Genomic DNA, 23,178 nt, shown 5'->3' on the forward strand with positions numbered 1-23,178 from the left:
TCCAGGACGGGGCCCCTTCGTCATGCCCGACGAGCGCGCTTCACCTCTGGAAGGTGCTCCGCAGATGCTGGTCGAGCCACGCGGTCCACGCCGGTACGTCGATGTTGTCGTACGGGAACGTGAACGGCCCGAACTGGCCGGTGACCAGGTCGAGCGAGTCGTGCCGCGCGAAGAACATCGACTCCAACTGGCCGCCCGGACGCCGATACTCGGGCGGGAACCACATCTCGATCTCCTGCCAGAAGTTCTCCCGCGAGTTCTGGCCGCCCTTCGGGGTCCCCTTCTTCACCTCGGCCTCGTCGAACCGGAAACCGAGGTTGGCGTACGCCTGGAGCAGCGCGTCCTGCGCGGGCAGCGCGTGCACCTGGATCTCGTCGAAGTCACCGCGGTCCACGGCGTTGTCGACGGCCAGCTCCGTACGGACCGCGACCCGCGCGCCCTTGAACGGCCGCCCGCCGAGGAAGTGCGTCAGCGGCGTCTCCCACGGCACGTCGAACGTGACCTGCCCGTCCTTGATCTCCTCGGCCTTCAGGTCGAACTTCTCGCCGAGCACGAGGGACTTGACGACGCCGGGGTTGCTCCACAGCGTCTCGGTCTCCTCCAGGTCCTCGAACCGGGTGACGATCTCGATGCGCACCCGCTCGACCTCGATGTCCACCGAACCGCCCTTCAGCCGCACATTGCAGTGCAGCTGATCCCCGGGCCGTACGGCGGTCGCGCTGAGCGTGGTCTCGACCTCGGGCGCACCGACACCGAGCGAACTGAGGAACTTCCGAAATGCCACGAATCCCACTCCCCGAGCCGCCGACACCACAACCTGGACCCTCCAGGCACCCGCCCCGACCCGCAGCGCGCACCCTAACGTGGCGTTGCCGCGCAGGCAGCAGACCGTAGCGGACCTCGGTGACCGAGGTGCGTGTGACGTGTGAAGATGCCGGTGGCCCGGAACGGTCCGATCCGGCCGTCGACTAACCTGATGGCCGGGATTCGACTGTGGTCCCTACAGTGACAGGCAGCAGGGGGAAGACATGGCGGGCCCGCAGTTCGACGTCGATCCGGACGTCCTCAAGGCGCAGGCTCGGAGCTTCGACAGGATGGCGAGCGAGTTCGCCTCCAAGTCGAAGGATTTCGAGGGCCGGATCAAGGAGCTCGAGAAGGGCTGGGGCGAGGACGACGTCAAGCTCGTCAGCGCGCTCCTCGAGGTGTACGGGCCGGTGAGCGGCGGCATCCTCGGTGCCCTCGAACACCTCGGTGAGGCCTTGAAGGGCGTCGGCGAGAAGCTCGAGTCCACGGCGCGCAATTACGAGCAGACGGAGCAGGACCACTACGACGCGCTGCAGAAGGCGGCCCAGCAGCATCACGGCTGAGCCCGCCGCGCGTGGCCCGATGGCCACCCCGTCCTCTTCACATCCGCATGCGCCGATACGGCGGCGCCCCTCCGTCTCCTGAGGAGAAAACCCCGTGTCCATCATGTTGCCCGGAGAACTCGACTGGGTTCTCGACCTCCTGGGTTTTGAATGGCCGAACATCGACGAGGACCTGCTGTTCCAGGCCGCTCAGGAATGGCGTGACTTCGCGCAGGCCGTCTCCGAGTACCAGGAGCAGGGCAACACGGCGGCGAGCCTGGTCGTGAGCGCGCACGTCGGTGACGCCGCGGACGCCTTCATGAAGGAATGGGGCAAGTTCGCCGACAACGGCCTGGGCATCGGCGGGCACGGCATCGGCTATCTGGACGGCCTGACCGGCGCCGGTGAGGTGCTCGCGGGGATGCTCGAGATCTGCGCGATCGCCGTGATCGCCCTGAAGATCTTCGTCATCGTCCAGCTCATCGACCTGGCCATCGAGTTCGCCATCGCGCAGGCCTCCGCACCGGTCACGCTGGGTGCGTCCGAGGCCGCGCTGGCCGGCCGGGTTGTCATGATCCGGATGCTGGTCAAGCGCGCCCTGACGGAAGCGGCGCAGAAGATCGAAGAGGCGGTCATCAAGGCCGTCAAGGAGCGCGTCGTCGTCAAGGCCAAGGACATGGCCGTCGACCTGGCCAAGGACATCGGCAAGAAGGTGGCGGGCGAGCTGGCCTCGCAGGGCATCAAGGCGTCGTTCGGCGCGGGCGGCAGCTGGGGCGAGAACCTGACCTCGCTCGGCGTCGCCGCCGCCAACCCCGTCCTGGGCAAGGTCGCGGGAGAGATCAAGGAAGACGACGACGGCTCCGGCTACCACTTCGAGACGAAGGCGGGCGGCAAGGTCGTCGAGGGCGCGATCGGCGTGGCCCAGGGCGACTCCGAGGGCCTGTCGAAGATGGCGCAGGGCTCGGGCGAGCTCTTCAACAACTTCACGGAGAAGAAGGGCGAGGAGACCGGCAGCGGCACGACCCCGGAATCCGGTGAGGGCTCCGGCAGCGGTTCCGGAGAGGGCTCGAGCGGCGGCTCCGGTGAGGGCTCGGGCGGCGGTACGACATCGGGCTCGGGTACGTCGGAGTCCGGCGGTGCCACGGCCACCTCGGAGTCCGGGGGCGGCGGCACCACCACCACGTCGGAGTCCGGTGGCGGTACGACCGAAGGCTCCGGTGAAGGCACGTCGCAGGAGTCGGGCAACGGCACATCGCAGGAGACCGCGGCCCAGGCGCCGCCGGAGCCCCGGCAGGGCAGTGCGACGAGCGCCGAGGGCGTCCCCGAGGACGACCGCGTCCGCACCGTGTTCGGCTGACGGCCGCACACCCGCATCCCGCCGCACCGCACCTGACGCCCCCCGACGAGGAGACCAACACATCATGAGCACGGGAAACCAGTTCGGCCCACAGGGTGAGCGCGAGTACCCGATCGAGGACAAGAACCTCACCGAGGAGCAGAACGAGCATCTGACGGAGTCGCTGCGCAAGGTGCGGGACATGAAGGGTGCGCCGCCCGCGCTTCAGGACCTGGCGCGTCAACTGCTGGGTGGGCGGATGGAGTTGAAGGACGTACTGGACTCGCCGTCGGGGCATCGTGCCCTGGGTGAGGGGCTCGCTCCGCTGCGGGAGCAGTGGCGGAACATGTCTCCGCAGGAGCGGCAGCGGGTCCGGGACTACGACCCGGACGAGGACCCGAAGAACGCGCCCGAGCGCGACCGCAGGATCCGCTAGTCGCCATGGCCCCCAGCAGTGAGGCGATGCAGCGCCACAGAACCCGACGCGCATTCGTGTACCGCCGGGGTGTGGGCTGGATCTTCGGTGCCGTCCTCGTCGTGTTCGCCGTCAAGTTCCTCGTGTCCGCGGGCAGTTGGGTGGGCTGGCAGGTCACACCTCAGGACGGCGTCGGCACACCCGGACTCTTCAAGGCCACCGCGTGCGCGCCCGCCGGGGACGGCTACCGGTGCACCGGCGCCTTCCGGGAGGACGAGAGCCACCGGACGTACGACGACGCCGTCTTCGTGTTCTCCTCGCGTCCGGTCGAGGGCGGCCTGACCCCCTTGTACCGGTCGCCGGACGGCGGCTACTCGTACGGCGACCCGGACGAGGTCACCACAGGGATGCTCGGCGGCGCGTCCATGGTGTTCGGCGCAGCCGCCCTGATGGTCGGCTCCGGCATCTTCTTCCTGGCCACCGGGTACACGCCGCGCCCGCCGCGAATGTACGGCAGTTGGTCCCGATGGGGGCGGGTCTCCTTCGGTGAGGCCTGGCAGATCGTGCGCTCGCGCGCCCCGCTCCTCTGGTCGATCGTCGGTCTCTGCGCCCTGGGCCTGGTGCTGCTCGTCGTGGGACCGCTGGTGGCACTCCTGGCGTGACGCGCGCGGATAAACGACGTGGGCCCCGAGTCGAGTACGACTCGGGGCCCACGTGTGTCACCGGTCAGACGAAGATCTTCACCAGGACGATGCCGACGACGGCGGCGGAGGCGAGCGTGATCACCGTGCCGCGCGTGCCGGGTCCCACGCTCTCGCGCCACGCGACCTTGAGCGGGACACTCCCGCCACCGCCCCGCGGCCAGTCGGCCCTGAGGCAGAAGATTCCGCCCGCGAGGAGAAAGAGGCTCGCCAGCGCGACGGACGCCGACGTCCCGGTCTTCTGCGGATTCGACGTGTTGAACTCGCCGAGGAGGCTCCCGAGCGGCGAGCCGGGGTCGAGGCGGGTGGTGTGCAGCTCGGCGCCCTTGCCGCCGGTGTCCATCAGGTCACGGACGTACGCGTCGCCGTCCGAGGCCGGGGCGTCGTCGGCGGTCACCGTCATCTTGGCGGACGTGACGGCCGCGCCGCCCCCGGCGGGACGGAACGTGCCGTCGCACGTCACCTGCCGGTCGTCCGACGAGCCGCTCTTGTGCGAGCCGCCGGGGGCCCTCCCGAAGCTCTCTTTGCACGAACTCGCGGCGAATGTCCCTTCGGTTCCGACCTTCCCGCTGGAGTAGACGGCCTGGAAGGAGAACCAGGCGGCCAGGACCACGAAGGCCGCGACGAACACGAATCCGAGAACGCCACGATCCCGCAAGCGGGTCTTCGGTTGCGCTTCCACAGGCTGACTCACGAGTACCGACCTTCGGCGTGGGGGGGGGCTTACGGCAGGGGGACCCGAAGGCCCGGTCCGTTAGGGTACGAGACGCGATGCGCCGCGCGCGCCCGGCCCGGGTACCGGAGGCCGGTGACGAAGACGGTTCGCCACGTACACATGACGCACAGCTAGGGGGCACCACACCGTGAGCAGTGGTGGCAAGGGGTACAGCGCGCCCGAAGAGCGCGAGTACCCGATCGAGGACAAGAACCTCACCGAGGAGCAGAACGAGCATCTGACGCAGTCGCTCCGCAAGGTGCGTGACATGAAGGATGCGCCGCCCGCGCTCCAGGACCTGGCGCGTCAACTGCTCGGCGGGCGGATGGAGTTGAAGGACGTGTTGGACTCGCCGTCGGGGCATCGTGCCCTGGGCGAGGGCCTTGCCCCGTTGAGGGAGCAGTGGCGGAACATGTCTCCGCAGGAGCGGCAGCGGGTCCGGGACTACGACCCGGACGAGGACCCGAAGAACGCGCCCGAGCGCGACCGCAGGATTCGTTGAGGGCGAGTGCACACGTGACACCCACGGGGGCCGCCGAGCAGTACGTGGCTCGGCGCGACTACATCTTCCGCCGCATGTTCGGCTGGATCGTCGGAATCGGCATCGTGGCCATCGGCTGCGCCACGGCCTGGGCGGGCGTCGGGTACCTCGACGGCCATGTCTCGGTGTCCGCGCGGCCCGGCTCGCTCGTCGTGCAGTCGTGCAAGCCGACCGGGGCGGAGTTCAGCTGCACCGGCACGTTCGAGGACGACGCGACGGGTGAGCGGAGCCCGGACGCCACCATGACGTGGGAGCGCGACGCCATCCCGAGCGCCGCGATCCCCGCGTTCAAGACGGACGACGGCTACACGGCCACGGACGACGGCGAACTCACCACGGGCAAGCTCTCCAGGGCCCTGTTCTGGCTCGGCCTCACGGACCTGCTGTGGCTCGTCGGCGCCTTCTTCCTGCTCACCGGCTACCAACCGCGGCCGACCCTGCACTTCGACGTCTTCGGCATCTGGCGCGAACGCGAACGCCGCTTCGGCCGCGTCGGCATCGAGGAGGCCTGGCACGTCGTCCGCCACGAGCGCGGCCCCGCGCTGCCGATCCTGGCCGTCATGGCGGTGCTGTGCCCGGTGCTGTTCGTCGGGAGCTGGCTGGTGGGTGGGGCATGAGCCTTCAGCGGGACGAGTTGCGGGAGCACGCCGAGGCGCGCAGCACCCATGTCATGCGGCACCTGGCCGGTTGGCTGCTCGGATCCTTCGTCATCCTGGTGGGCGTCTTCTTCGGCCTCGGCGGAGTCAACGCCCTCGACGGGAACGTGCTCCACGTGGGACCGGGCGGTGCCGACCCGGACGAGCTCGTGCGCGGCCTCGTCCTGATCGGGGCGGGTGTGATCGCGGTGGCCTGCGGGCTCTTCTCCGTACTCACCGGCTACGCGCCCCGCGCCAGTTACACGAGCGGGCGCCCGGACCCGTCGTACGGCCGTATCGGGCTGGCCCAGGCATGGCGCGGCCTGGGGCGCCGCAAGGCCGTGCGTCCGACTCTCTGCGGCATCGCCGGCCTCGGTGTGCTGATCGCCGCGGGCGGCAGCGGGATCGTCTCGCTGCTGTACCGCTGACCACCCGCTACAGCACGACCCCCAGAAGCACCGACACCACCGCTCCCAACGCCCCGACCCCGGCAAGCCCCAGGATCACCGGCCGCTTCGCCCCGCCCGCTGTCGACCGCCACGCGTCGCCGTACGACACCCTGCTGCGCGTACCGGTGCACCCGGTCGTGAACACGAAGGCGCCGAGCGCCGTGCCGATGAGCATGGCGAAGGCGAAGGCGGACAGCAGGCCGGCGTTCCACGCGTTCGCCTCGACGTACGAGAACCGGGGCGACGCCGAGGCGGCGGGGGAGTCCGTCCGCGTCACGGAGAGCTTCGTGCCGGCGGAGTGGTACGCGTCCGGTTCCAGGTAGGCGTCGGAGTCCTCGGCCCGGCCGTCGTCCGAGGTGTACGTCCCCGTGCACTTCACCTCCTCGCGGGTGCGGTGCTTGCCGTGGGAGCGGTACCCGACGGTCTGCGCCGAACAGTGGGACACCGTGAACTCGCCGTGCGTACCACGCAGTCCGGCGGCGTACGTGGCCTGCCACCCGAAGATGCCCGCCGCGCCGAGCGTCACGATCACGATGCCCGCGCCGATCAGACGCGCGATGAACGGGACCGGGTGAGGAGACGTCGGCGTGGGCTGCTGCTCGTAGTGGGACATCTCGTGGTGGGACATCTTTCGGGTGATTCCCCCTGTGCCGAACGGGACGCGGCGCTGCTCGCCCCACCCGACGCGTACGCGGTTGTGGACAGGCGCGGCACGCTACCGCAGGTACATGGCAATAGTGCGTGGAGGCGGTGAAGACCGGCGGTTCGGGGCAGGTCAGGCGTTTCGAGATCACTAGAGTCGCGGAGTCGGGCGGCCGCGACGGAGACGCGCGGGAGTGAGCGGCGAGCAGCCGCGGCCCGACCACCTCGCGCATCTCGCGCGACACGCACGCACATTCATGGGGGAGCACATGGCAGGTTTCGGCTCTGGCAGCTTCGACGTCGACCCGGCGGTGCTCAAGGAACAGGGCGCCACATTCGGTGAGTTGGGCAAGTCCTTCAAGGCCGCCACCAAGGAACTCAAGTCCGCCCTGGAGGGCGCCGAGGGCGACTGGGGCGAGGACATCATCGGCACCTTCAGCGACATCTACGAGCCGGTGCGCGAGGGCATGTTGACGTCCATGGACCACCTCGCCGACGAACTCGACAAGATCGGCGGCAACTTGGGCGTCATGGCCACCCAGTACGAGGTGACCGAGGACGATCAGGCCCAGATCATGATCGGGCAGCAGTCGAGCCGCCCCGGCCTGGGCATGCAGTTCTGACCCGCGGAACCGCTGGCGCATACGCCATCACCCATCTCGAGAACCACCACCACACACGCACACCACGGGGGAGTGACACGGCATGGCATTGACCCTGCCCGACGAGGTCGCATGGGTCCTCGACCTGCTCGGCTACAGCTGGCCCGACGCGGACGAGGACAAGATCCACGAAGCGGCCGAGGCATGGCGGCAGTTCGCCACGGCCGTACGGGACACGCAGAACGGCGGGTCGAGCGCGGCGAGCGCCGTGCTCGGCTCGAACTCGGGTGAGGCGGCCCAGGGGTTCGAGGAGGCGTGGAAGAAGTTCTCGGGCGGTGGCGGCGGGTACCTCGACGACGCCGCGATGGCCGCCGAGATCCTCGCCTTCGCGCTCGACGCGGTCGCCGTCATCGTCGTCGCCAGCAAGATCGCGGTGATCGTGCAGCTCATCGCGCTGGCCTTCGAGATCGCGGCGGCGCAGGCGGCGGCGCCCGTGACGTTCGGGCTCTCCGAGATCGGTGCGGCCGGGGCCACGCAGGCGACCCGGCTCATCGTGCGCCGCATCCTCGACGAGCTGAAGCAGAAGCTGATCCAGCAGGTCACGCAGGCCGTGGAGCAGCAGGCGGTCAGGTCCGTCAAGGAGATGGTCGTCGACATCGTCAAGGAGGCGGCCGTCGAGGCCGGCAAGGCGGCCGGGCAGAACCTCGTGCAGCAGGGCGTGCAGACCCACTTCGGCGCGCAGGACGGCATGAAGTGGGGCGAGGCCGCGGTGGTCGGCGCGGGCACCTTCGCGTCGTCGGCCGTCAGCGGCGCGGGCGGAGCGGTCAGCGAGGCCACGGGCCAGATGGGTCCCGCGGGCAGGCTGCTCGGCGGGGCCGCGAGCGCGGGGCTCGGCACCATCGGCGAGGGCATCGGCGAAGGCGTCCACGCGACGGGCGAGGGCGTGGGCCAGGGTGCAGGGGCCGCGGCCCAGGGCATCGTGGACAGCACGGCCGAGAGCCTGCCGAAGGCCGGCCAGGCGGTCACGGACGCGCTGGACCCGTCGTCGATGGTGTCGTCGCCGGGCGAGGCGGCCCAGGGCGTGGTGGACGGTGCCGTGGAGGGCGCGACAGGAAGGGCGGGGGAGCTGGCGCAGGACGGGCTCACGCGCCTGAGGGGCGGCGACCAGTCGGCGCCTGAGACACCGGCGACGGACTCCGCTCCGGCGGCCGGCTCCGGTGGTGGCTCTGGTGGCTCTGGTGGTGGCGGAACCGGCCGGACCTCGGAAGACGCCCGCACCAGAGCCGTCTTCGGCTGACCCAACCCACGTAAAACGGACGTAAAGGGGACCCGCGCGAGCGGCATGCCCCGATATCGATCCGTGACATTGTGTGGATCCTGTCACGGCACGGCCGGTCACCTGGGAACCGCCTTGGGTGACCGTGTCAGTTGTGGCTAAAGTACTGTCGCGGCACTATCGAGAAGTGCCACCCGTGCCCCAGTTCCCCGAGGGAACCGTGAGGCGCGGGGACCGATGTCGAATTCTCATGGGGGCAAGTGGCCATGGCCGGTCAATTTAATGTCACGCACGAGGAGATGGTCGCGTTCAGCGGCCGTATCTCGCAGGTGAACGAGTCCATCCAGGGTGAGATCCAGCGACTGCAGACGGTGGTCGACTCGATCACCTCCGGCTGGAAGGGCCAGGCGGCCACTGCGTACAACAACCTGCAGAACCAGGTGAACGAGGACGCCACCGCCCTCAACCGCGTGCTGAACGAGATCAAGGAAGCGATCGACGCGACCGCGCAGAACTACCAGACGTCCGAGGACGAGCAGGCCTCGTCGATCTCGCACGTCGCCTCTGGCGCGGAGGCCTCTCCCTTCGGATGAGCCGCCCGACCGCTGACCAGGTCCGTCAGGACGTGGACAGTGGCCAGCGCGTCACCGACGCAACCCTTCTTCACCTTTCCGTCCAACATCCCCCGGGGGAGACATCATGTCCGGTCAGGTTCTGGTCAATTTCCAGACCATTTCCCAGGCTTCGCAGGACGTCAAGTCCACGGCCAGCAACGTTCGCCAGCAGCTCGACGACCTCGAGGCCGGCGTCAAGCGCATCGCTTCGACCTGGGAAGGTGCCGCCCAGGAGGGCTACCAGGCCAAGCAGAACGAGTGGGACCAGCGCGCCGCGTCCCTCCACCAGACCCTCGAGTCGATCGCCCGCGCGCTCGACACGGCCGCCCAGAACTACCAGGCGACCGAGAGCCGCAACACGAGCGTCTGGTCGTAACGCCGACGCGTAGCGTTTCCGCGTGACCGGGGGCGGCTGGTGCGAATGCACCGGCCGCCCCCGGTGCGTTTTTCGGAGTCGGTCCGGTGCGGCCGCCGATGCCTTTGCGCTTCCAACTCGCACAGCTGGAAGCGCAATTCGAGGCCGAGGCCATCGGCAGGGAAGGCACGGCCGAGCTGCTCCAGAAAGCGGCCGACGAGTGCCGCGTCAGCCAGAGGAACTCCAGGCCGATGAACAAGGAATGCCGCAGCCAGGTCGAACCGCACTTGCGGCCCGGCGAGCAACTGATCGCGGTCTGTGAGTGCGACACCAGGGGTGCCGGACCGGCCTTTGTGGCTGCGACCGCCCCCGCGGGAGTCCGCACTCGAGCGCCGGATCAAGTCCCGGCTTCCTGGCCCGGTGCAACGCTTTCTACAGCCGAGCGCCCCCGACGCCCATTCCCGTGTCGAGCGGATCACGGATGGCATCGAGCGGGTGTCGGACAGCGCCGGGTAGGCCATCGACGACGGGCTCGCGCGGGCCGCGCACGGCAAGGGAATGCACGGCGGATGGGAGAGCCAGGCCGGAAGGCTCCTGGTCGCGCACTATTCCGCCGCGTACCTGCCGGCTTCCCAACTGGCCATCGCGTTCACCGACCGCCGAGTGCTCGCCTTTGGCGACCGCGCCAAGGTGTGGCAACTCAAGAGGGCGTACGAACCTCAGTGGGAAGCGCCGCAGGCCGCCGTCGCCGGCATCCGCGCGAACCCGAAGGGGGTCGTCCAGCGGGGGCGTTTCGAGCTCCTCTTCGCCGACCAGTCGTGGATCGCGCTGGTGGCATCGGTCCCGACGCACGCCGAGCCGTTCGCGGCAGCAGTGAGCTGAATCCACCGGAGGACGGCCAGGGTCGGCGGCACGATGCGTGTGCCCTCGCGTACGGTCGCCGCCGCTCACGCCTGGTACGTGACGATGCTCCGGCGCACGAGGAAGCTCACACCGTGGTCTCCCGCGCCCCCACCGTGCCGTTCGGCTCCTTGGCCAGCACCCACCCGGCGATCGGCGCGAGTACGACCGCGAGGGACGTCCAGATCCGCCAGCCGCCGTTCACCGGCAGCAGCAGCGCGGCTGCAGCCGCCGCCGAGACCAGTAGCCCGACGAGCAGGCCCACGGGCACCGTACGGACCCAGAAGGCCCCCGGCTCGAGGAGCCGGACCCGGCGGCCGGGATCGGTCGGGACGGGACCGCGCGGTGACGCGGCGACACGGGTCGCGACCGAGCCGGGGACCCGCCCCGGCAACTGCCAGCCCTCGTCGGCCACGAAGTCCGCGGCGACCTTCGCCTTGCCACCGCCCCGCGGATCCCACAGCAGCCAGCCCGTGCTGCCGGTGAGTACGGGGACCGCCGCCGACAGCTTCGCGGCGATGGCCAGCGGAACGTCCTCACCCGCGTCGGTGCGCAACGTCAGACATGCGTAACGGCCGCTGTTCTTACCCTGCTTGTCCGTCCCCTCGACGTGCTCCGTCTGCCCGGACACCACGACCCGCAGGGCGACCCAGTCGTCCCCCACGCGCCGCCCGCCCCGAGGCCGCGACGCCACTCCGGTACCCATGCCCACAGCAGCCGCGGCTACGACGGCCCACACGACCGCGATGAGCAGAATGTTGCGATACGGCAGCGTATGCCCGGCCAGTCGAGCCTCGACGGCCGCCACGGAGATGTCACCGACCGCGCCGAGGTCGGGCCGCGACGGCACGTGGGCGACCTCGTAGGTGTCGCCCACTTCTCGTACGCCCTTGCCGTTGTACGCGCGGAACGTGGCAGCCGCCTCCTTGCCACCGTCCGCCGTCGGCAACTCGACCGTGTAGTCGGCCATCGTCGAACTCCGCGGGCTGCTCCCGGCGGCGTCCACGCGCGCGACGGAGACGACCGACAACTCCTCGATCACGTAGTCGGCTTCAGAGATCGCGGCGGCCGTCGATGAGCGTTCGGGCTGCGCGAAACCGAGAGACGCGGCGAGCACCGCCGTCGTCACCACGGCGACCGCGACCGACGTGACACGCACCCACACCCACCACGTGCCGTGCACGGTGGCCGGTACGGTGCTCGCCTGCCGCCCCGGTTCCCGCACCTCGGCAACGGCCAAGCCGTAGGCCTCCGCCCGTGAAATCCGCCGCCCGGAACGCACCTGCCCCGCGACCGCCCCCACGCACACGACGAGCACACCGAGGGCCGCCCACGTCAATACGGTTCTGACCGTCCCGGCGGGCAGAAGCAGCCAGCCACCGGTGAGGGCGACGAGCGCGACGGCCCCGGAGACGGCGACCCATCGACCGAGCCGCACCGTTCCGACACTCGTCCGCTCGAGCTGTTCGGAGGGTTCCGGCCGATCCATCCGCGTATCGCTGTCGTGCACCCGATTCCCCGTCCCCGTAAGGCATTTGTGAACCGCCGACCCTAGCGTCCGAGGCGCGTCACACGGGAATCCGGGGGGGAGGGGACCTCACCCGAACATCGGCCCGTCCCCGAGCGCCGCGACCCCCGCCCCCACGCAGACCGCCGCCAACGCCCACCGCGTCCGCCCGGCGCGCGCGAGGAGGATGCCGCAGGAGCTGATGGCGGCGCCGGCGAGGTACAGCGCGGTCCACGTTCCGGCCGCGCCGCCCTGTACGAGCCGGACCCCGGCGACCGCGACCGCGACGACGGCCGTCAGGGCGGAGATCCCCGCCGACACCCGCCGTGCCTGACGGGCGGCCCGTCTGCGGTCGGCGACGACCTTCTGCCGACCCTGACCCTGGAACCGCGTTCTCAGCGACGTAGGCGACGTGGGCGCCTTCAGCTGTCCGTCGAATTCCGAGCCATAAGTCATGTCGCGGAGCCTAAACGCCCCCGTCCCCGAGGGCGCCGCACACGACAGCTTCCCTACACACCCTGCCCAAGTCGACACCGCACGCCCACGCCCTCGCGCCCACCGTCACGGCCGTACGCACAGGTCAGGGCCGTGTGAGGAGACGATGTCGCAGGCAGGGGCCGCGCGCCCCGCACGGACCTCGCATCGACGTTCCGGGCCCCGGCCCGGCGCCGTACGATGATCGCCGCATTCGAACAGGCCCGGGCACGGTCCCCGGGCCCAACGGGGGAGCTGTCCAACGCCCATGGCACACACCGCCACCACGCCAGGCGGCGCGGCGAACATCGACATCGACGTCACCCGCGTACGCGCCACAGCCGACGACACCGCGTCCTTGGCCCGGCACACCATGAACCGCCTCGGCCACTCGCTCGACACCAGCGACGACGTCGCCGCCACCCACGAAGGCCACGGCTGGCGCAGCCCCGCCCGCCTCCAGGAGTGCGCCCGCGCGTGGGAGGACCACATGGTTTCACTCGCAAAGCGGATGGCCGAGCTGAGCGAGAAGCTGCGCGACTCCGCGGACGGTTACGACCGCGCGGACGCGGAGGCCGAATCCCGCCTCCGCACCGGTCTGCACGACCTCGGTCACGATCTCCGGAGGGCCTGAGCATGGTCGCGTACGAAGGGGTGGACTCCGCCCGGCCGAAGACCTGGGCCACCGCCGCCGACGAATGGCACGCCCTCGCGAAACACGCCCTGAGCGCATCGCAGGACCTGCGCGAGTACGGCGCCAAGCCGCTCGCCGACAACTGGACGGACGCGGTCGGCGCCACGGCGGCAGCCGAATTCGCCAAGCTGGCCGACCAGTTGGAGTCCGCGTACGACATCCTGCTCGCGGTCAATATGGTCGCGGACGGCATGACGACCACCATTGAGACCGCGCAGAGCACACTCGACGCGGCGAGGGAACTCGCGGCGCGCCACGGTCTGGAGATCGCCGCGGACGGCACGATCGCCGATCCTCCGGGAGGCGAGGCAGGCGACGCGGACACGAACGCGGATGCGAAGGCAGACGCGAAGGCAGACGCAGACAGACACCGCGCCGAGATCCAGGCCCTGATCGACCAGGCGGTCCAACAGGTCACGACGGCGGACGAGTTGGCGGCTTCCGAGTTCGCGAAACTCGCCGCCCAGACGGGTGTCACCGACCCCGACAAGGCGCTCGGCGACCTCCAGGAACACGCCTCGCACACCCAGATGCGCATGCTCGCCGCCGACATCCCCACCGGCGCCGACCCGGCCACCGCCCGCCGATGGTGGAACGGCCTCACGCCGCAGCAGCGCAAGGACATGATGCTGGCCGAACCCGTCGCGATCGCGAACCTCGACGGTGTTCCTGCCGACGTGCGCCAGGAACTGCGCGGCACCGACGGCAAGTACGACCGCGTCAAGATGGTCGAGTACGCCCTCGCCAACTGGAACAAGGCCGACCCCACCGACTTCGGCAACAACTGCGCCAACTTCGTCTCCAACGCCCTCCACCACGCCGGCATGAAGGAGAAGACCAGCTTCTGGGGCACCGCGGACGACGACACCTGGATGATCGGCCACCGCACCGGCATCGACGCCATCGACAAACGACTCGCCTACTCGGACACCTGGGCCGCGGCCGAGAACCAGCAGAACTTCCTTCTGAAGCACGGGGGTTCGGAGGTCCGACAGTCCGAGGCGAAGCCGGGGGACCTCATCTACTACGAGCAGGCGGGCGAGGCCGACACGGCGGACCGCGGCAACACCCACCACGTGGCCATCGTCACCGCGGTGATGCCGGACGGCGAGATCAAGTACACGCAGCACAACAACGAGTACCAGAACGTCAGCCTCGAGGGCCGCCTCCCCTCGACGGAGAAGAACGACGGCGACCAACACCTCCGCTTCGTCCGCCCGTCCCCGGACTGGTACTGATGCCGACCCGGCCATCCGGTGGGCGGTCCCTGCTCGCCCCACTCCTGATCCTCGCCTCGGCGGCCCTACTGGCAGCTCACTTCTCCTTCGAGGGCGACACGTACCAGCACTGCCACTACCTGGGCCCGTCGACGCGCATGTACGTGACGGCGTGGGCGGCGCCGGTGTGCGCGGTTGTGGGCGCCCTGCTGCACGTGCGCCTGCACCGCAGGCTCCCGCCTCGTCCGCCAACGTGGCAGACGCGCCTTTCCCTGGCGGCGGCCTGCACCACCCCCGTCCTCCTCCTGCTCCAACTCGCCGCCCTGTACTGGGTGTACGCGCCGGACCCCGCGGGCGGGCAGGACTGCTCGGGGCTTGTGATGCTGTGACCCGGACGGCTGACCTTCTGAGCGAGGGGCCCACTCAAGAACGCGTCAAGCAGCCGACGATCCCGACCCGAAAGCGAAGTGACACACCATGGCCGCCGACGCCCTGAACGAACTCCTGAACCGCGCGCGAGGCCCGATGGGCCCGACCATCGACATGGACTTCGGCGTGGAATCCGGCCCCCTGGCGGAACTCGGCTCGATCCTCTCCCGCACGAACGGCTTCTTTCTCTTCAACGCCGGCGTACAGGTGTTCCGAGCGGGCGACGAGGGCCTCGGCCCCGACCTCCTGTCCTGGAACGCCGCTGACACCTGGAAGGACACCTACGGCGACCTGGCCGACGACTTCTTCTGCTTCGGCCAGGACATCTTTGGCACGCAGTTCGGCATCGTCGACGGCGCGAGGGTGGTCACCTTCCACCCGGAATCCGCGGAGCGGACTGAACTGGGTGCCGGCCTGAACGACTGGGCGCAATGGCTCCTCGACGACCCTGACGTCAACGGCGCCGCGAGCTTCGCCTTCGCGTACCAGAAGGCCAACGGCGCGCTGGCCCCGTCCGAGCGCCTGGTCCCGCTCCAGTTCTTCATCACGGGCGGCAACTACGAGTTCGACAACTTCAAGGTCGCCGACGCGGCGACGGCGATGCGCATCCGCGGCCCGCTCGCTCAGCAGGTCGCCGACCTTCCGGACGGGGCGACGCTGCGACTGTGATCCCTGCTGCCGGAATTGGAACTCGCCGACCCAGGTGCGTTCCAGGAGATGCGGACGTCTCTCCGATGCTCTCGACAAGGAGCGTCATGACTTCATCCACGTTGCCGCGTGGAAGCTGTGGGGTTTGGTGCGAGTGGCCACATGCTCTCCTTTCCAACTGGATCTGCAACCTTTCGACAGGCGCCTCCCGCTCGTGGGCGCCGAACATTTCACTGGTGAGGAGGTTTTCAGTTGAGTGGACAGGGCCGTAAGGACATGTCGATCGTGCGAGCGCGCGAGGCTGTGCAGGCCGACGAGGCGTTGAGAGGCGAACATCGGGTTGGCCTGGCCGCGCGGGCCCCCGAACCGAGCTATTTGCGTCGGCCGCGGGGTCTCCGAGCGGAGCGTCGGACGTTCTGGAGTTGGTGCATGCTCCCGGTGGGTGTGACATTCGGGTTGGTCACCATGACGTGGAATCCCATCGAAGCACTGGCCGACGCCGTCACCTGGCAAGGGGAGAAGAAGCCCGGCAAGCCGTTCAACGGTGGTTGGAACTCCATGGCGGGGAGCCTGGCCAGAGCCGTCATGCCTCGGACGAAGAACGGCACCGATGTGATCATGCAGGTCACTGACCGCCGCCTACAGCTGACCTACGTTTCACGCGCCGGTACGCGCACGGGCAGGTACGGCCCGGTCGAGGTGGGCTGGTCCGCTCAACTCGGCAACGTGCGATGGATCCGGGACCGAAGCGATGTCGCGGGCGGCTGTCACGAAATCGGCTTCGTCGACGGCTCGTGGTGCTCGGTCCAGTTCATCGGCCAGGGCTGGCGACACATGGCAGACGCGTTCCCCCTCCGACTGAGCCACGTCGACCGCGTGCCGACGGGCTCGGGGGTCGCAGGGTAATGAGACTTCTCGATGGTGTGGCGGTGTCGCGCGGGCGTGAAAAATGCCTTACATACCCGGTAGTTGGGCGCTCGGACAGGCCCCGTGGCAGCTTCCGCGTGCATGGTTGTCACGTTCTTCCGAGCTCTCGACCGAACGAAGCCCAAACGCCGCATCGGGCCTGGGCGGTTGAGATCACGTCACGTCACATCGCGTCTGGGCAAGCCATCCGGGTGTGTCCCAGAACCGAGGGTGCGCCTGTATGAGTGATGCCGATGACGGACTCCGGGTGACTCGAGCTGGGGCTGGGCGAGAGCCTCTGGCGGGGTAGGACTCGAGGGAAGCTGACAGCGAGGACAGCTGTGCCTCGCGATTGTGTGCCTTATGCCCCATAAGGCGGTGTATCCGGCACGCTTGACGCGCAGTTGTGACGGGCAGCACCGAGCGGGGTGTGGGTGCCGTTCGATAGGCTAAGGGCAGGCTTGTGACAGGGGACCGGACTTATCGCCCCCAAGGTGAAGAACGGGACTAGCAGGATGAACGGGGAGGGCCAAGCGCATGGCCGGTGACGGGTACAAGGTCGATCTGAGCGCACTCGACAACGTCATCAAGAAGTTGAACGGGGTCATTGGTGACCTTGGTAAGGCGAGCGCGGACACCAAGCACAGGACGTACCTGCCGAAGGGTGCATTGGGGACCGGGTTCGACGAAGCCGAGAAGTTGACCGCCGCACACGATGAGATGAAGACCTACCTTGAGGCCGTCGTGGACCACCTTGAGTCGGTGATGGACGACTTCGGTACAAAGACGAAGAGGGCGCACGGCGCGTACCAAGACGCGGAAGCGGATACGGCGAGCTCGGTGAACGGCGCGACCACGGCGTCCGCCAGCGTGTCGTCGGGTGGTAACTCGGGTGGGGCAACTGCCGGGTCAATGGCGTGACGTACTGGACGGCCAGCGGAGGCGAAGGGGAAACGGGGCAGGGATGAGTGACAAGGGCGCGGACTACGAGTTCGTGGCGCCGATGCAGTGCTTTGCCGGCGAGAACACGACCAACTTCAAGGACCACGACATGGACACCATGAAGTCCATGGTCCAGAACTCCGACCCTGGTGCGGTTCATGAGGCCGCCCAGGGGTGGAAAGGCGTCCACGATCAGCTTGTCGAGATCAAGTCCGTCTACGAGGCGGCAGTCGCCGAGGTGCTGAAGGACTGGCACGGAACCTCGGCGGACCAGTTTCAGGCTCGGTCCAAGGTGATCTCGAAGAAGATTCACGACACCTCCACCTATGCGTCGCATGTCTCCACAGCGATGACCAGTGCGGGCAACGTGCTTGATGAGATCAAGCCCGAGGTCATGGCAATGGAGAAGCCGAGTAGCGGCAGCAGCATCGGTGACCGGCTCACCGATGGCGGCCGCGACGAAGATGGCCTCAATCGAGACATCGCGAACTCGAACGTCTCCGCTCAGCAGATCGTCGACAATCGCGAAGGCGATATGTCGGAGGGTCGCGAGGCGCAGATGAAGATGGCCGTGAAGATGGAGCAGCTGGGTGCTGCTTATAACGGCCAGACCAAGTCAATGGGGTCGTGGCAGCGCAAGCCACCGGTTGATGGCTCCGACGACTATCCGGGTGACCCCGGGGGGGTCGCTCCCGTGCCTATCGTCGCTGGTTCCGTGACGGGCCCCTCCCGGGGCGCCGGCTCCGGGAACCTGGCTCGTTCCGCTGGGACGGGGGCGCCGATCGCCGGAGCGAAGTCGCCGAAGCCGACTACAGGTGGCATCAGCGGCGGGATCGGCTCGCAGAAGCCGACGGCTGGGTCTCAGATCGGTGCGGGCAACCTCAGCTTCGGAGGGGGCTCGGGTGCTGGTACCAGCGGTATCGGGACGGGCTCGGCGGTTGGCGCTGGCAGCGGCATCGGTGGCGGAGCGGGTGCAGGCGCGGGCGGTGCTGGCGGTACGGGTATCGGCGGAGGCCTGGGTGCTGGAGCCGGCCTCGGCGCTGGTGCTGCGGGCCGTGGTGGCGCCGGTGCGATGGGCCGTGGCGGCATGGGTGCCGGCGGCGCCGGTTCCGGCGCTGCGGGCAAGGGGGCGGCGAAGGGCCTGAAGGGCAACTCGCTCGCTCGCACCAAGGGCGGCGAGATCGGCAAGTCCGTCGTGAAGCCGGGCTCCGGACAGCAGGGCGGTTCGGCTCTGCGCCAGAAGCCGAAGACCGCGACCGGCGGTGCCGGTAAGAACGCCGGACGTAATGGTCTCGCCGGACACGGCGCCCAGACGAACGGCAAGGACAAGAAGAAGCGCGAGAACGCTCGCCCGGACTACCTGGTCGAAGACGAGCAGACCTGGGCAAACGACCGCACTGTTAACCCCAAGGTCGTGGAATAGTCAGGCCTACTGGTTAAGTATGCGGTGAAGACAAGACGGGGCCCGCAGCCTTCGGGCTGTGGGCCCCGCCCTGCGAGGGAAGGTGTTACGGCATGAGCTTCACGCGAGCGCTGCGCGCGGCGGGCGCTGCAGCGGCGGCGGGAGCGCTGCTTTTCGCGGCGGCGCCGACAGCGTCGGCGGACCAGGTCAGAGACGACCAGTGGCCGCTGACGGCGTTCGCTGCCGAGAAGGTCTGGAGCGAGGCGACCGGTAAGGGCGTCACGGTTGCCGTCATCGACGGCGGCTTCAAGAAGGACCACCCTGACCTCACGGGCCAATTCCTCAAGGGGAAGGATTTCACCAGCGGGGAATCTTCGAGCGGCTCCGGACCGAGCGAGGATGATGTGCGGCATGGCACTGCGATGGCAGGCGTCATTGCTGGGCACGGCCATGGTGCGGGTGGCAAGGATGGCGTGAAGGGGCTGGCGCCCGACGCCAAGATTCTTCCCATTCAATCGATTGGTGACGACGAGACATTCTTCGCGAAGCCGATCAGGTATGCCGTGGATCATGGCGCGGATGTCATTAACATTTCCCGACAGGTGTGGAACTCGGGTGACAAATCCGCAGCGATCCAGGCGGAGCGCGAAGCAATTGCATACGCGCTGGAGCACGGAGTGCCGGTGGTCGCTGGAGCCGGAAACGACGGTAAGACCGGCGTCGAGCACTTGAACTACCCCGCCAGCGACCCAGGCGTCGTCACCGTGGGAGCCGTCGATTCGAGTGGCAACATCTGGGACAAGTCCAACTACGGACCAGAACTGATGCTCGCCGCGCCAGGCGTGAAGAACGTCGCTGCAGGTCTTGACGCTGATGGTTACGACATCAACACCGGTACTTCGGACTCGACGGCCTATACGTCCGCAGCCTTGGCCCTCCTCAAGCAGAAGTTCCCCGATCTGACCGCAGGGCAGCTGGTCAACCGCCTGGTCAAGACCGCGGCTCTCCCCGCTTCCGCAAGCGGTACGTCGCTCCCGGACGAGCACTATGGGTACGGCTTTATCAAGCCTTACTCGGCCCTCACCAAGGACATCCCGGCTGGTCCCAAGAACGGCCCGCTGAAGGTCGACGAGCTGAATTCTGCCATCGCGAAGGGGAAGGGCAGCGATGCGTCTGCCCCGTCCTCTTCGGCGCCGGACGCCGCGTCTGATTCGTCGGATTCCAGCGGCATCAGCACTGGCGTAATTGTTGGAATCGCTGTCGCGGTCCTGGTTGTGCTGGCGATTGTTGTCGTGGTGATCGTGCGCAGCCGCAAGAACAACGGTGGCGGCCCGCCGCCTCCTGGTGGCTGGGGTGGCGGGGGCCAGACTCCGTATCCCGCGCAGCAGAGCTACCCGGCGCAGCAGCCGAATCCGTACCAACAGCAGGCGCACCCTGCCCCCGGTTCGTACCCGCAAGCACCGCCTCAGCCGCCGTACGGCCAGCAGTAGTCGTTTTCCTTCCCTGAGCAGCGCAGAAGGGCCCCGCATCCGTTTCGGATGCGGGGCCCTTCTGCGTCTGTGGACCGTTCTGCCTCGTGCCTCATTCTTGCGTCGCTGGATTTCCTGGGGCGAGCTTTGCGTTCGACTCTCAGAACAAGCCGTGCCACATCTGTTCGATGATCAGGGACCACCAGTTGTTCGGGTCGGAGAGGGAGGCCGGGTCGATGGAGAGCAGGCGGGACTGGAGGTCGGTGAGGAGGGTTGCCGATACGTAGGGGTCCGTGTCGCGCATGTGGGTGCGGGTCGCGGAGAGTGTCGCCAGGGAGTGGGCGAAGGCGGTCAGGGACGAACTGACGTACTGGAGGCGGCCGTCCAGCGGCAACACCGCCCAGATCTGGCCCGTCTGCTGGTGCACCGAGATCACGTACACGCCGTCCGTGCCGAGGCGGGTGTGTGCCGCGAGGGTGGTCGAGGCCTCGGGGCTCAACTGGGTGCCCGTGCCGATGAGGTGGGTGCGTACGTCCGCGAACATGCCGCCCATGACGGGCGGGGTGCCCGGCGCGTCCGTGTCCGCCAGGAAGAAGAGCGGGACGTCCGCGGGGATTCCGGCCGTCGAGAGGGTGGTGCGGGTCGAGGGTGGGAGGGGCGCCGTGGCGAGGAGTTGGGGTGCGTAGCGGCGTACCCCTTGGTCGCCGAAGGTCTGGGTGAGCAGGGTGCCCAGGTCCGCGTCCGGCAGTGTGTGCGCGGGTGGTGCCGGGTGGGGGAGTGGGGCGCGGCAGGGCGTGGGCGGAGGCTGCTGGCCCGCGAGTTGGGCCATCAACTGGGCGTGGGACGTGAGTGCGGCGATGCCCTCCGCGCGGGAGGCCGGGTCCCAGCCGTAGGGGTGGGCGTGCGACTGGGAGGCGTTCGGGAAGGCGGACGACAGGAGGTTCGCCGTGTAGCCGCCGGGGAAGTAGCCGGGGCTCAGGTCGGTGTGGATCGCCACGACGTTGTTCGCCGGCACGCCCAGCCGGTTGAGCTCCGCCATGCCTCGATACTCCGCCGGGGGTTGGCCCGGGGCGGAGGTGGCCGTCGCGTATGCCTCCTGGCCCGTGCGGGGGTCGACGTACGTGAACACGGCGGTGTTGCCGGGGCCGGTGGCGGGGCGGGGTGCCGCGGAGGGGCCGGAGGGCGTCGCCGTCGCCGCGAGGGGGACGCCGTCCGGGACGGTGGGTGTGGGTGTGGGTGTGGGTGTGGCGGGAGCGGGGGCCGGCGCCGGGGAGCGGGGTGCTGGTGTCGTCGTGGGTGGTTGTGTGTGGCCGAGGGCCTGGGCGTATGGCGTGAGGCCGTCCTCGGCGAAGGCCTCCGAGAGCAGGTGGGCGCGCTGCGGTGGGGTTGCCTGCGAACGGGTCAGCAGCGGGGCGATGCGCAGGTACGTGCGGCCCGGGGCGGGGAGTTCGGGGGACCCTGACGCGGCGGTCTCTTCGACTGCCGCCCGCAGCGTCACCGGGTCCGCGTGGACCAGGAACCACGGGTCCTTGAGGAGGCGTGGCAGGTGGCCCGCGCCCAGGAGGTGGCCGATGACGCCGTCCCGTACGTAGGGGTCGGCATGGTCCCAGCCCTCGCCCGGGACCCGTTCCAGCAGCTCCATCGCGAGGCAGAGGTGGGCGGCGCGTACGTCGGGCAGGGTGGTGCGGAGGGCCTCGGCGAGGGCCGGGTGGGCGAGGGAAATGCGGGTGGGGGCGCTCGGTTCGCCTGATGTGTGCGTCTGCGGTTCCGGCGTCGTGATGAAGGGGGCCGCCAGTTGTCTGCCCGCCGCGATCTCCGACGACAGGTCGCGGGCGGCGAGTGCCGAGGCCAGGGGTGCCCACAGGGGCAGCGGCAGGCCCTCGTCCTCCGCGAGCGCGAGTGGCGCCAGCATCGCGCGCAGCGTGCCGGGGTCGGCGCCGAGGCGATGCGCGTGCATGTCGACGGCTTCGGTCGGGTCGGAGGGGAAGTGGGCCGGGTTGGGCGGGGCCTCGGGGGCCAGCAGGTGCGCGTTGACGGCCAGTTCGGCGGTGAGGCGGCTGCCGCCCCGGCCGGCCCCAGCGCGCGCCGTGATGCCCTGCGCCAGCCACAGCCGCATCTGCGGGTCCTCCGTGAACGGCAGTCGGGGCGCCCCGAAGTTCGGGTCGAGCGCCGTCTGCACCTGGAGGAGCAGGCCCTGCGGGTCGGCGTGCTCCGGCGCGTCGAGGTCGATGACCTGCGCCGTCCCGGCGGGCAGCGCGGCCGCGATGTCGGCTGCCACCGCGCGCGGGACCTCGGCGAGCAGCCGTACGGACGGAATTCCGGCCAGTGGCAGCAGCAGCTCGCGGGCCATCCGCTCGGGCCCGCGCCCCGACCGTACGGGGCCCGCCCTGTCCACATCAGGTACGACGATCACGCGTTCGGTGCCGACCGTGGCCAGGGCCTCGTACACCTCGGCGTCGCGCGTGGCGTCGATGCCGTAGTGGTCGGCGAGCAGCCACAGCAGTTGGGCGGGCGTGCGGTCGGCGGCGCTCGGCACCGCGGGCGCGGGCAGCGGCGGCGGAACGGTCCACGGGTCCAGGCGCGCGAGGTCGATCCGCTCGCGGTGGCCCGGGTCGCACAGCATCAGGAAACCGGTCAGCAGGCGCGAACTCCCGCAGCCCGGCGACCCGGTGAGCAGCGCCACGCGCGGCACGCCCTGAGCGGACGCCCGCCACGCGGCCAGCGCGCGCAGGGCGGAGGCCCGGCCGCCGATGAACGGGTGCGGCTCGTGGGCGACGTGCGAGTGCGGTGCCGCTCCCATCTGGCTGCTTTGCGCGGTCACGTGTCTCCCTGGTGCTGAGCGTGGTGCTTCTTACGTATGTGCTGTGTGCGCTGGTCGCGGTGACCGTCGTGGCGTCGTGATCACGTGCTTCGTCACTTTATCGGCGGGGACTGACAACGGGGCGAGAGCGAGCGGAGGGGGT

General features: G+C 69.3%; 26 protein-coding genes. 20 read left to right on the forward strand and 6 right to left on the reverse strand.

Annotated features, from left to right (window positions below; genetic code table 11):
• Nucleotides 1–40 precede the first annotated feature (40 nt).
• Nucleotides 41–784: a sporulation protein gene (locus ACTWJ8_RS27835; protein ID WP_356389346.1), complete on the reverse strand. Its 744-nt coding sequence runs from the start codon at nt 782–784 to the stop codon at nt 41–43.
• A 244-nt stretch (nt 785–1,028) separates the two neighbouring features.
• Here ACTWJ8_RS27835 and ACTWJ8_RS27840 point away from each other — a divergent pair, with 244 nt between their 5' ends.
• From ACTWJ8_RS27840 to ACTWJ8_RS27855, 4 genes are all read left to right on the forward strand, one after another.
• Nucleotides 1,029–1,367 carry a hypothetical protein gene (locus ACTWJ8_RS27840; protein WP_443260553.1) on the forward strand — a complete coding sequence of 113 codons (339 nt, stop codon included), beginning with the start codon at nt 1,029–1,031 and terminating at the stop codon, nt 1,365–1,367.
• A gap of 103 nt (nt 1,368–1,470) precedes the next feature.
• Nucleotides 1,471–2,703 (forward strand): WXG100-like domain-containing protein, encoded by a 1,233-nt coding sequence (locus tag ACTWJ8_RS27845; RefSeq protein ID WP_443265011.1) that lies wholly within the window; start codon nt 1,471–1,473, stop codon nt 2,701–2,703.
• A 64-nt stretch (nt 2,704–2,767) separates the two neighbouring features.
• Nucleotides 2,768–3,118: a hypothetical protein gene (locus ACTWJ8_RS27850; RefSeq protein WP_443260554.1), complete on the forward strand. Its 351-nt coding sequence runs from the start codon at nt 2,768–2,770 to the stop codon at nt 3,116–3,118.
• 5 nt (nt 3,119–3,123) lie between these two features.
• The gene (locus tag ACTWJ8_RS27855) at nt 3,124–3,759 is read left to right on the forward strand and encodes a hypothetical protein (protein ID WP_443260555.1); all 636 of its coding nucleotides are present in this window, start codon (nt 3,124–3,126) and stop codon (nt 3,757–3,759) included.
• Nucleotides 3,760–3,823: 64 nt separating this feature from the next.
• On the opposite strand, the gene ACTWJ8_RS27860 is transcribed toward ACTWJ8_RS27855, so the two are convergent.
• Nucleotides 3,824–4,429 carry a hypothetical protein gene (locus ACTWJ8_RS27860; protein ID WP_443260556.1) on the reverse strand — a complete coding sequence of 202 codons (606 nt, stop codon included), beginning with the start codon at nt 4,427–4,429 and terminating at the stop codon, nt 3,824–3,826.
• Between the two features lie 232 nt (nt 4,430–4,661).
• Here ACTWJ8_RS27860 and ACTWJ8_RS27865 point away from each other — a divergent pair, with 232 nt between their 5' ends.
• From ACTWJ8_RS27865 to ACTWJ8_RS27875, 3 genes are read left to right on the forward strand one after another with little or no spacing between them, the layout of a single operon-like run.
• Nucleotides 4,662–5,015, forward strand: coding sequence for a hypothetical protein (locus tag ACTWJ8_RS27865; protein ID WP_443260557.1), 354 nt, complete (start codon nt 4,662–4,664; stop codon nt 5,013–5,015).
• Nucleotides 5,016–5,029: 14 nt separating this feature from the next.
• A complete protein-coding gene (locus ACTWJ8_RS27870; RefSeq protein WP_443260558.1) occupies nt 5,030–5,671 on the forward strand; it encodes a hypothetical protein in 642 nt (213 codons plus the stop codon).
• The gene (locus ACTWJ8_RS27875) at nt 5,668–6,117 is read left to right on the forward strand and encodes a hypothetical protein (RefSeq protein WP_443260559.1); all 450 of its coding nucleotides are present in this window, start codon (nt 5,668–5,670) and stop codon (nt 6,115–6,117) included. Before ACTWJ8_RS27870 ends, ACTWJ8_RS27875 begins: the two co-directional genes overlap by 4 nt.
• 7 nt (nt 6,118–6,124) lie before the next feature.
• Here ACTWJ8_RS27875 and ACTWJ8_RS27880 read toward each other — a convergent pair whose 3' ends face one another.
• Nucleotides 6,125–6,766: a hypothetical protein gene (locus ACTWJ8_RS27880; protein ID WP_443260560.1), complete on the reverse strand. Its 642-nt coding sequence runs from the start codon at nt 6,764–6,766 to the stop codon at nt 6,125–6,127.
• A 283-nt stretch (nt 6,767–7,049) separates the two neighbouring features.
• Here ACTWJ8_RS27880 and ACTWJ8_RS27885 point away from each other — a divergent pair, with 283 nt between their 5' ends.
• The 5 genes from ACTWJ8_RS27885 to ACTWJ8_RS27905 all read left to right on the forward strand — a co-directional run bounded on the left by ACTWJ8_RS27885 (nt 7,050) and on the right by ACTWJ8_RS27905 (nt 10,509).
• Nucleotides 7,050–7,403 (forward strand): WXG100 family type VII secretion target, encoded by a 354-nt coding sequence (locus tag ACTWJ8_RS27885; protein WP_443260561.1) that lies wholly within the window; start codon nt 7,050–7,052, stop codon nt 7,401–7,403.
• An 82-nt stretch (nt 7,404–7,485) separates the two neighbouring features.
• A complete protein-coding gene (locus ACTWJ8_RS27890; protein WP_356389367.1) occupies nt 7,486–8,679 on the forward strand; it encodes a WXG100-like domain-containing protein in 1,194 nt (397 codons plus the stop codon).
• 245 nt (nt 8,680–8,924) lie between these two features.
• Nucleotides 8,925–9,251 (forward strand): WXG100 family type VII secretion target, encoded by a 327-nt coding sequence (locus ACTWJ8_RS27895; RefSeq protein ID WP_356389436.1) that lies wholly within the window; start codon nt 8,925–8,927, stop codon nt 9,249–9,251.
• 106 nt (nt 9,252–9,357) lie between these two features.
• The gene (locus tag ACTWJ8_RS27900) at nt 9,358–9,648 is read left to right on the forward strand and encodes a WXG100 family type VII secretion target (protein ID WP_356389368.1); all 291 of its coding nucleotides are present in this window, start codon (nt 9,358–9,360) and stop codon (nt 9,646–9,648) included.
• Nucleotides 9,649–10,185: 537 nt separating this feature from the next.
• Complete coding sequence (locus tag ACTWJ8_RS27905) at nt 10,186–10,509, forward strand: hypothetical protein (RefSeq protein ID WP_443260562.1); 324 nt, start codon at nt 10,186–10,188, stop codon at nt 10,507–10,509.
• A 106-nt stretch (nt 10,510–10,615) separates the two neighbouring features.
• Here the strand turns inward: ACTWJ8_RS27905 and ACTWJ8_RS27910 are convergent, their stop codons facing one another.
• Nucleotides 10,616–11,965 (reverse strand): hypothetical protein, encoded by a 1,350-nt coding sequence (locus tag ACTWJ8_RS27910; protein WP_443260563.1) that lies wholly within the window; start codon nt 11,963–11,965, stop codon nt 10,616–10,618.
• A gap of 159 nt (nt 11,966–12,124) precedes the next feature.
• Nucleotides 12,125–12,490 carry a hypothetical protein gene (locus ACTWJ8_RS27915; protein ID WP_356389374.1) on the reverse strand — a complete coding sequence of 122 codons (366 nt, stop codon included), beginning with the start codon at nt 12,488–12,490 and terminating at the stop codon, nt 12,125–12,127.
• Nucleotides 12,491–12,776: 286 nt separating this feature from the next.
• Between ACTWJ8_RS27915 and ACTWJ8_RS27920 the strand changes: the two genes are divergently transcribed.
• The 8 genes from ACTWJ8_RS27920 (at nt 12,777) to ACTWJ8_RS27955 (ending at nt 20,236) form a co-directional block, all read left to right on the forward strand.
• Complete coding sequence (locus tag ACTWJ8_RS27920; RefSeq protein WP_356389376.1) at nt 12,777–13,142, forward strand: type VII secretion target; 366 nt, start codon at nt 12,777–12,779, stop codon at nt 13,140–13,142.
• Nucleotides 13,143–13,144: 2 nt separating this feature from the next.
• The gene (locus ACTWJ8_RS27925; protein WP_356389378.1) at nt 13,145–14,440 is read left to right on the forward strand and encodes an amidase domain-containing protein; all 1,296 of its coding nucleotides are present in this window, start codon (nt 13,145–13,147) and stop codon (nt 14,438–14,440) included.
• A complete protein-coding gene (locus ACTWJ8_RS27930; protein WP_443260564.1) occupies nt 14,440–14,808 on the forward strand; it encodes a hypothetical protein in 369 nt (122 codons plus the stop codon). The genes ACTWJ8_RS27925 and ACTWJ8_RS27930 overlap by 1 nt, the downstream gene beginning before the upstream one ends.
• Before the next feature lie 88 nt (nt 14,809–14,896).
• The gene (locus ACTWJ8_RS27935; protein WP_443260565.1) at nt 14,897–15,517 is read left to right on the forward strand and encodes an SMI1/KNR4 family protein; all 621 of its coding nucleotides are present in this window, start codon (nt 14,897–14,899) and stop codon (nt 15,515–15,517) included.
• 444 nt (nt 15,518–15,961) lie between these two features.
• Nucleotides 15,962–16,402, forward strand: a complete 441-nt coding sequence (locus tag ACTWJ8_RS27940) for a hypothetical protein (RefSeq protein WP_443260566.1) — start codon at nt 15,962–15,964, stop codon at nt 16,400–16,402.
• A 537-nt stretch (nt 16,403–16,939) separates the two neighbouring features.
• Entirely contained in the window at nt 16,940–17,323 is a 384-nt protein-coding gene (locus tag ACTWJ8_RS27945) for a hypothetical protein (RefSeq protein WP_443260567.1), read from the forward strand.
• A gap of 43 nt (nt 17,324–17,366) precedes the next feature.
• Nucleotides 17,367–18,767 carry a WXG100 family type VII secretion target gene (locus tag ACTWJ8_RS27950; protein WP_443260568.1) on the forward strand — a complete coding sequence of 467 codons (1,401 nt, stop codon included), beginning with the start codon at nt 17,367–17,369 and terminating at the stop codon, nt 18,765–18,767.
• Between the two features lie 92 nt (nt 18,768–18,859).
• The gene (locus tag ACTWJ8_RS27955; protein ID WP_443260569.1) at nt 18,860–20,236 is read left to right on the forward strand and encodes a S8 family serine peptidase; all 1,377 of its coding nucleotides are present in this window, start codon (nt 18,860–18,862) and stop codon (nt 20,234–20,236) included.
• A 139-nt stretch (nt 20,237–20,375) separates the two neighbouring features.
• On the opposite strand, the gene ACTWJ8_RS27960 is transcribed toward ACTWJ8_RS27955, so the two are convergent.
• Complete coding sequence (locus tag ACTWJ8_RS27960) at nt 20,376–23,036, reverse strand: SUKH-4 family immunity protein (RefSeq protein ID WP_443260570.1); 2,661 nt, start codon at nt 23,034–23,036, stop codon at nt 20,376–20,378.
• Nucleotides 23,037–23,178: the final 142 nt, after the last annotated feature.

The organism is Streptomyces sp. SDT5-1 (assembly GCF_052245995.1).
Classification (GTDB): domain Bacteria; phylum Actinomycetota; class Actinomycetes; order Streptomycetales; family Streptomycetaceae; genus Streptomyces.